General features: G+C 67.8%; 6 protein-coding genes and 1 pseudogene. 2 read left to right on the plus strand and 5 right to left on the minus strand.

The genetic code is table 11. The features are described from left to right. Together VF794_RS07660 and ligA are read right to left on the minus strand one after the other, a co-directional pair. Positions 1-83 (minus strand): annotated as a pseudogene (locus tag VF794_RS07660) (acylphosphatase); the annotation flags it as partial. 13 nt (positions 84-96) lie between these two features. Continuing rightward, entirely contained in the window at positions 97-2,124 is a 2,028-nt protein-coding gene (gene ligA / locus VF794_RS07665; protein WP_331108527.1) for an NAD-dependent DNA ligase LigA, read from the minus strand. 305 nt (positions 2,125-2,429) lie between these two features. Here ligA and rho point away from each other — a divergent pair, with 305 nt between their 5' ends. Beyond that, a complete protein-coding gene (gene rho, locus VF794_RS07670; protein WP_331108528.1) occupies positions 2,430-4,052 on the plus strand; it encodes a transcription termination factor Rho in 1,623 nt (540 codons plus the stop codon). Positions 4,053-4,072: 20 nt separating this feature from the next. Next, the gene (locus VF794_RS07675; protein WP_331108529.1) at positions 4,073-4,387 is read left to right on the plus strand and encodes a hypothetical protein; all 315 of its coding nucleotides are present in this window, start codon (positions 4,073-4,075) and stop codon (positions 4,385-4,387) included. A gap of 20 nt (positions 4,388-4,407) precedes the next feature. Here the strand turns inward: VF794_RS07675 and VF794_RS07680 are convergent, their stop codons facing one another. From VF794_RS07680 to VF794_RS07690, 3 genes are all read right to left on the minus strand, one after another. Continuing rightward, positions 4,408-5,601, minus strand: coding sequence for an AI-2E family transporter (locus tag VF794_RS07680; protein ID WP_331108530.1), 1,194 nt, complete (start codon positions 5,599-5,601; stop codon positions 4,408-4,410). A gap of 32 nt (positions 5,602-5,633) precedes the next feature. Further along, the gene (locus VF794_RS07685; RefSeq protein WP_331108531.1) at positions 5,634-6,092 is read right to left on the minus strand and encodes a hypothetical protein; all 459 of its coding nucleotides are present in this window, start codon (positions 6,090-6,092) and stop codon (positions 5,634-5,636) included. Between the two features lie 26 nt (positions 6,093-6,118). After that, on the minus strand, positions 6,119-6,539 hold a 421-nt coding region (locus tag VF794_RS07690; RefSeq protein ID WP_414640884.1), incomplete at its 5' end, for a type 1 glutamine amidotransferase.

Consider the following 6,539-nt stretch of genomic DNA (forward strand, 5'->3'; position numbering starts at 1 on the left):
AGGGCCTCGGTTCGAGCGCTCTCCCTGTAGAACACCCCTTGCACCTTACCCCGAATCCGGAGGCTCGCTCGCCGCCTGTCCATGGTGCCGACCCTCCTAGCCTCGTGCGTCTCCCTGCAGCAACTGCAAGAAGGCCTGCTCGTCCACGATTCTTACTCCGAGTTCCTGCGCCTTCTTCAGCTTGCTGCCAGCATCCTCGCCCGCGACGACGAGGTCAGTCTTGCGCGAGACACTTCCCGACACCTTCCCACCCCGGCGCTCGATTTCCTCCTTGGCCTGCTCGCGGCTCATCCCGCTCATGCCGCCGGTGAGCACCACCGTCTTGCCCGCGAAGAGACCGCCCTTGACGACCCGGGGCGCGGCGGGAACGACCCCCGCCTGGAGCAAGGCCTCGATGGCCTCGCGGTTCTGCGACTCGCGGAAGAAGGCATGGATGACCTGGGCCATGGTGGGGCCCACGTCCTTGACGCGGGTGATGTCCTCCAGGCTGGACTCATAGAGGTCGCGCACGTCGGGGAAGGCCTCGGCCAGCGTCTTGGCGGTGGCCTCGCCCACGTGACGGATGCCCAGCGCATAGAGGAAGCGGGGCTGGGTGGTCTGCTTGGAGCGCTCGATGTTGGAGAGCAGGTTGTCGGCGCTCTTCTCGCCCATGCGCTCCAGCTCCAGGAGCTTGCCCTTGGTGAGGTGGTAGAGGTCCGCGAAGGACTTCACCAGCCCCGTCTCCACGAGCTGGCCGGCCAGCTTCTCGCCCAGGCCATCGATGTCCATGGCGGTGCGCGAGGCGAAGTGCCGCACCTTCTCCACCATCTGGGCGGGGCAGGAGGCGCCGGTGCAGCGGATGATGGCGCCCTCCTCGTCTCGCACCGCGGCGGCGTGGCACACCGGGCACTCGGTGGGGAAGACGAAGGGCTGGGCGTCCTTCGGGCGCTTGGACTCCACCACCTTCACGATTTCGGGGATGACGTCGCCGGCGCGGCGGATGAAGACGGTGTCGCCCTTGCGCACGTCCTTGCGGCGCAGCTCGTCCTCGTTGTGCAGGGTGGCGCGGCTGACGGTGACGCCGCCCACCTTCACCGGCTTGAGGTGCGCCACCGGGGTGAGCGCGCCCGTGCGGCCCACGTACACCTGGATGTCCTCGACGAGCGTGGCCTCCTCCTCGGGAGGGAACTTGTAGGCCACGGCCCAGCGCGGGCTCTTCGACACCTGTCCCAGCCGCTGGCGCAGGTCCTCCTCGTCCACCTTCACCACCATGCCGTCCACCTCGAAGGGCAGCGCGTGCCGGCCCTCCATGGACGCGCGGTACTGCTCACGCACCCCCTCCACACTGTCCACGCGCACGTGCCGGTTGACCGGCAGCCCGAGCGACTTGAGGTACTCGAGCTTCTCCGTGTGCGAGCGGAAGGCCGGCACGCCCTCGCCGGGCACGCACTCGTACAGATAGAGGGAGAGCGGGCGCGAGGCGGTGATGCGCGGATCCAACTGGCGCAGGCTGCCGGCGGCGGCGTTGCGCGGGTTGGCGAAGAGAGGCTCGCCCTCCTCCTCGCGCTTGTCGTTGAGCTTCTTGAAGTCCTTCTTGGCGATGAAGACCTCGCCACGCACATCGATGCCGCCGGGCACCTTCACCCCGTCCTGGGGCAGCAACTCCATGGGCAGGCTGCGGATGGTGCGCAGGTTGCCGGAGACGTCCTCGCCCTCGGTGCCGTCGCCACGCGTGGCGCCCCGGACGAAGCGCCCGTGCTCGTAGTGCAGGGTGACGGCCAGGCCGTCGAGCTTGGGCTCGCAGACGTAGGTGATGTGCTTGAGGCCCGTCTGGCGGCGGATGCGCTCGTCGAATTCGGAAAGCTCCTCGTCGTTGAAGACGTTGGCCAACGAGAGCATCGGCTGCCGGTGCACCACCTTCTCGAACTTCTCCGCCGGTGCCCCGCCCACCCGCTGGGTCGGCGAGTCCGGGGTGATGAGATCCGGATGACGGGCCTCGATCTCCTGCAACTCGCGCATCAGCCGGTCGTACTGCGCATCGCTGACCTCCGGCGAATCGAGCACGTAGTAGCGGTAGTTGTGGTGGGCGAGCTCGCGGCGGAGCTGGTCGGCCCGGGTGGCGTCGGCGGTCTTCGAGGAGGTCACGGAGGAAGGCTCGGCGGCTGGACTGAAAAAATTCGGGGCGTCGGCTGCCTGACTGGGCAGGGAGCGAGGATGCCTTGACAGCTCTGGAGGCGGTCAATAACCTCTTGCGGCGGCTCATGAGGGTTGTTGTCTCACCCTCAGGCGCCACCTCTTCCCAGAGTACAAGGTTTCACCACTCGTGCGGTCCCGGCAAGAAGGGATCCCGGGTGCCCCGCTGAGGGCGTTTCGCGTTTCGCGTACCCCCAGGACATTTCATCCCCGTGCGCGCCCCCGCTGGGCGCCCGCCGAAACACCCCCCTCCAATCATGGCCAAAGCGCGTTCCCCCAAAGAGAAGCTCCTGGAAGTCGTCCCCGTCGAAGAGGAGAAGCCCAAGCGTCGCGCGACGCGGGCCAAGACGGCGGACCGGGAGGACACCGAGAAGCCGGCGCGCCGCCGGACGTCCGCCCGCCGGGACGAGGACTCCTCCGAGGCCGAGGCCCCCGAGGCCGCCGCTCCCGAGACGCCGCGCCCGGTGCTGACGCCGATGCCGTCCCACCCGGTGCGAGACGACGAGTACCAGGAGGTCCGCGCTGCGGCCGCGCACGAGGAGCCCGCGGCGCAGCCGGCCGCCCCCGAGCAGGTCGAGACACCCCACGTCACCGAGGTGACGCGCGACGGCACGGCCATGCAGGTCATCACGCTCAATGACCTGAAGCGGATGAAGATCACCGACCTGGCGAAGATGGCCCACGACTTCAACATCGAGGGCTACCAGGGTCTGAAGAAGCAGGACCTCATCTTCGCGCTGCTGTCGGGCATCGCGGACAAGAAGTTCGAGGTGCACGCCGAGGGCGTGATGGAGCTGCTCAGCGACGGCTTCGGTTTCCTGCGCAGCTCGGACAGCGACTACCAGCCGAGCCCGGACGACATCTACGTGTCGCCGTCGCAGGTGCGCCGCTTCAACCTGCGGCCGGGCGACACGGTCACGGGCCCCATCCGCCAGCCCCGCGAGGGCGAGCGCTTCTTCGCGCTCCAGAAGGTGGACAAGGTCAACTTCGCGGACCCGTCATCCGAGGCCGCCCGCGAGCGCATCCTCTTCGACAACCTCACGCCGCTCTACCCGACCCGCAAGCTCAAGCTGGAGCACGAGGGGTCGGAGATGACCACGCGCATCATCGACATGTTCTGCCCCATCGGCCTGGGCCAGCGCTGCCTCATCGTGGCGCCCCCCAAGGCCGGTAAGACGGTGCTGCTGCAGAACATCGCGCACGCCATCTCGCGCAACCACCCGGACGTCTACCTCATCGTGCTGCTCGTGGACGAGCGCCCCGAGGAAGTGACGGACATGGAGCGCAACGTGCGCGGCGAGGTGGTGAGCTCCACCTTCGACGAGCCGGCCACGCGGCACGTGCAGGTGGCGGAGATGGTCATCGACAAGGCCAAGCGCCTCGTCGAGCAGAAGTACGACGTGTGCATCCTCCTGGACTCCATCACCCGTCTGGCGCGCGCCTACAACACGGTGGTGCCGGCCTCGGGCAAGATTCTCTCCGGTGGTGTGGACGCCAACGCGCTGCACAAGCCCAAGCGCTTCTTCGGCGCCGCGCGCAACATCGAGGAGGGCGGCAGCCTCACCATCATCGGCACCGCGCTCATCGACACCGGCAGCCGCATGGACGAGGTCATCTTCGAGGAGTTCAAGGGCACCGGTAACTCGGAAATCGTCCTGGACCGCAAGCTGATGGAGAAGCGCATCTTCCCGACGCTGGACATCAACAAGTCCGGTACGCGCAAGGAGGAGCTGCTGCTGAACCAGTCGGACCTCATCCGGATCACCGCGCTGCGTCAGGTCCTGCACCCGTTCACGCCGATCGACGCGATGGAATTTGTGCTCAAGCACATGCGTCCAACGGCTTCGAACGCCGAATTCCTCGGCTCGATGAACCGGTAGCTCCGATAGGGAGTCGACATATGCGCCGCACCCGCTCTGTGTCTCTGGCCGCCCTCGCTCTGGGGGCGGTGCTCGGATGGGCCGTCGGGTGTGGCCCGGTGGACAGTGACTTCGGGGAGATTCCCGAGCCGCTGTCCAACCGCGTCTGCTACCGGGACTCGGATTGCACGGGGAACGCCTGCTGCGGCGAGGGGACGAACCCCACCCACGTGCAGGACGGGCCCAACTGCTCCAACGTGCGCTGCACCGGCACCTGCCCCGTCAATGGCATCGACTGCGGGCGCTGCCTCGTCATCTGCCGCGACTCGCGCTGCGAGGCCGCCTGCCAGGGCTGACCTCTCCTGCACGAGGGTGACTAGGGCTTGGGAGGCTCGGCGGGCTCGAGCTCCACGATCGCGCCCGCCGGCTGCGCCTTGATGCGCGCGTAGTCGAAGCAGGCCACCACGATGGAGGCCACCGGCACCGCGAAGAGCGCGCCCACCAGCCCGAAGAGCTTCTCCCCGGCGATCAGGCTGAAGGCCACGATGATCGGGTGGATGCGCGCCGCCGAGCCCATGATCTTCGGGTTGAGGAAGTACGCCTCCAGCGCGTGGATGCCGATGATCCACAGCAGCATGGCGACTCCCTTCTGGAAGCCGTCCGCCAGCGCGATGACCACGATGGGCACCGAGCTGAGGATGGTGCCGAAGATGGGGATGAGGCTGAACACGGTGGCGATCGTGGCCAGCAGGAAGGCGAACTTCACCCCGAACAGCACCAGCCCGATGCCCGTGAGGACGCCGTTGACCACGCAGATGGTCACCTGCCCACGCACCACACCGGACAGCGAGCGGTCGATGCGCTCGAGCAGCAGCCGCGAGTCGGAGGAGTACTCCACCGGCACCAGGCTGGTGAAGTAGCGGACGATGGCCTGGGCGTCGATGGAGAAGAACGCCGCCACCATCAACATGAAGAACATCATGAACACGCCGGCCACCACCGACGCGATGATGTTGCGCGACACCGTGACGATGTCGCCCAGGTGCTCGCGCGTGAGGGCCGTCAGGCTCGCGGCCGTGTCCTGGATGGCCTCCTCCAGGTTCACGGCGATGCCGTTGATGGGCACCCCGGAGCGGAGCTCCTCGGGCGTGGCGATGGCCACGGGGATGCCGTTGGCGCGCAGCCACACCTCGACATGGTCCGCCATCAGGTGGACGCGCTCGGGGGTGAGCGAGTTGGCGAAGGCGACTCCATCCCGGCTGATGCGCGCCATCTCCTGGTAGAGCTGGGGCACCATGGCGATGAAGAAGAGGTACGCCGCCAGGAAGAAGAGGGCGTAGATGGCCAGGATGGCCACCCAGCGGGGCACGTGCTTGCCGCGCACCTGGAGTCGCGTGATGCGCGTCACCAGCGGGTGCACCAGGTAGGCGATGAGCCCGGCGCTCGCGAAGGGCAGCAGCACCGAGTGGAAGATCACCAGGATGACGACGATGGTCAGCCACAGCCCCAGGAGGATGAGGAGGCGCTTCCGACTTTCCGCCGGGGCAAGGTGATCGTGCGGCTGCAGCATGGGGCGGCTTATCGCAGGGGGCTGCCCACTCTTCAAGCGAAGGGCGTTTGAACCAGCCTCAGGCGAGCCTCCAGGCGGTCGAGACACTGCTGCATGAGCCGACGGTTGACCCGGTTCTCCGTGGCCTCGCCCAGGCCCAGCATCTGGTCGACGATCCACCGGTTGAGAAACAGCAGGGTCAGCCGGTCCCCTGGCGCGAGGCCATGCGCCAGGTAGCGCTTGTTGCGCATGTAGTCATCGTAGGCGTCGATCTCCCGGGCCAACTCCCAGCGCGACAGCCGCAGGGCCTCGTCGTAGACGACCCGGTCCGGGCGGGGCACCTCCCCAGTGAAGATGGGGGCGTACTGGCCCCCCACCTCCAGGTCGACCTCCTGCACGGGTGGCGGCCAGCTCGCGAGATCCTTGGCGAGCAGCTTCGCCACCTCCTCGATGAGGTGGTCGATGAGCGGCACCGGCTTGGTCTCGAAAAGGTAGTCCCAGCGGGAGGCCATGGTGTGTACCTACTCCAGCCCTGCTCTCAGGTGAACCGCTCCAGGAAGTTGCTCAGGATGCGCCGCCCGGCGGGCGAGGGAGCAATCCCGGCCAGCAGCCGGGGCACCCGCTCCCCGGGCGAGTAACCCCGCTGAGTTGCTTCGACCTCCAACTTTTCCTGGCGGGCGAGGATGAGGGCACGCATGGCCTCGGGCTGGACCTCGGGGTGGAACTGCACGCCGCGGATGAGGGGCCCGAAGGCGAGTGCCTGCACCGTGGTGTTCGCGTTGCCCGCGAGCACCGTCGCCCCCTCCGGGGCCTGCTCGACGATGTCCTCGTGGGTGGCCTGGACGGTGAAGCGCTCGGACACCCCGTCGAAGAGCGGGTCCTCGCGGCCCTCCTCGTTCAGGGTGACCTCCACGGTGCCAATCTCGCGCCCCCGCTGGTTGCGCACCACGCGGGCCCCG

Origin of the sequence: Archangium sp. (genome assembly GCF_036389735.1) — a bacterium.
Lineage (GTDB): Bacteria > Myxococcota > Myxococcia > Myxococcales > Myxococcaceae > Archangium.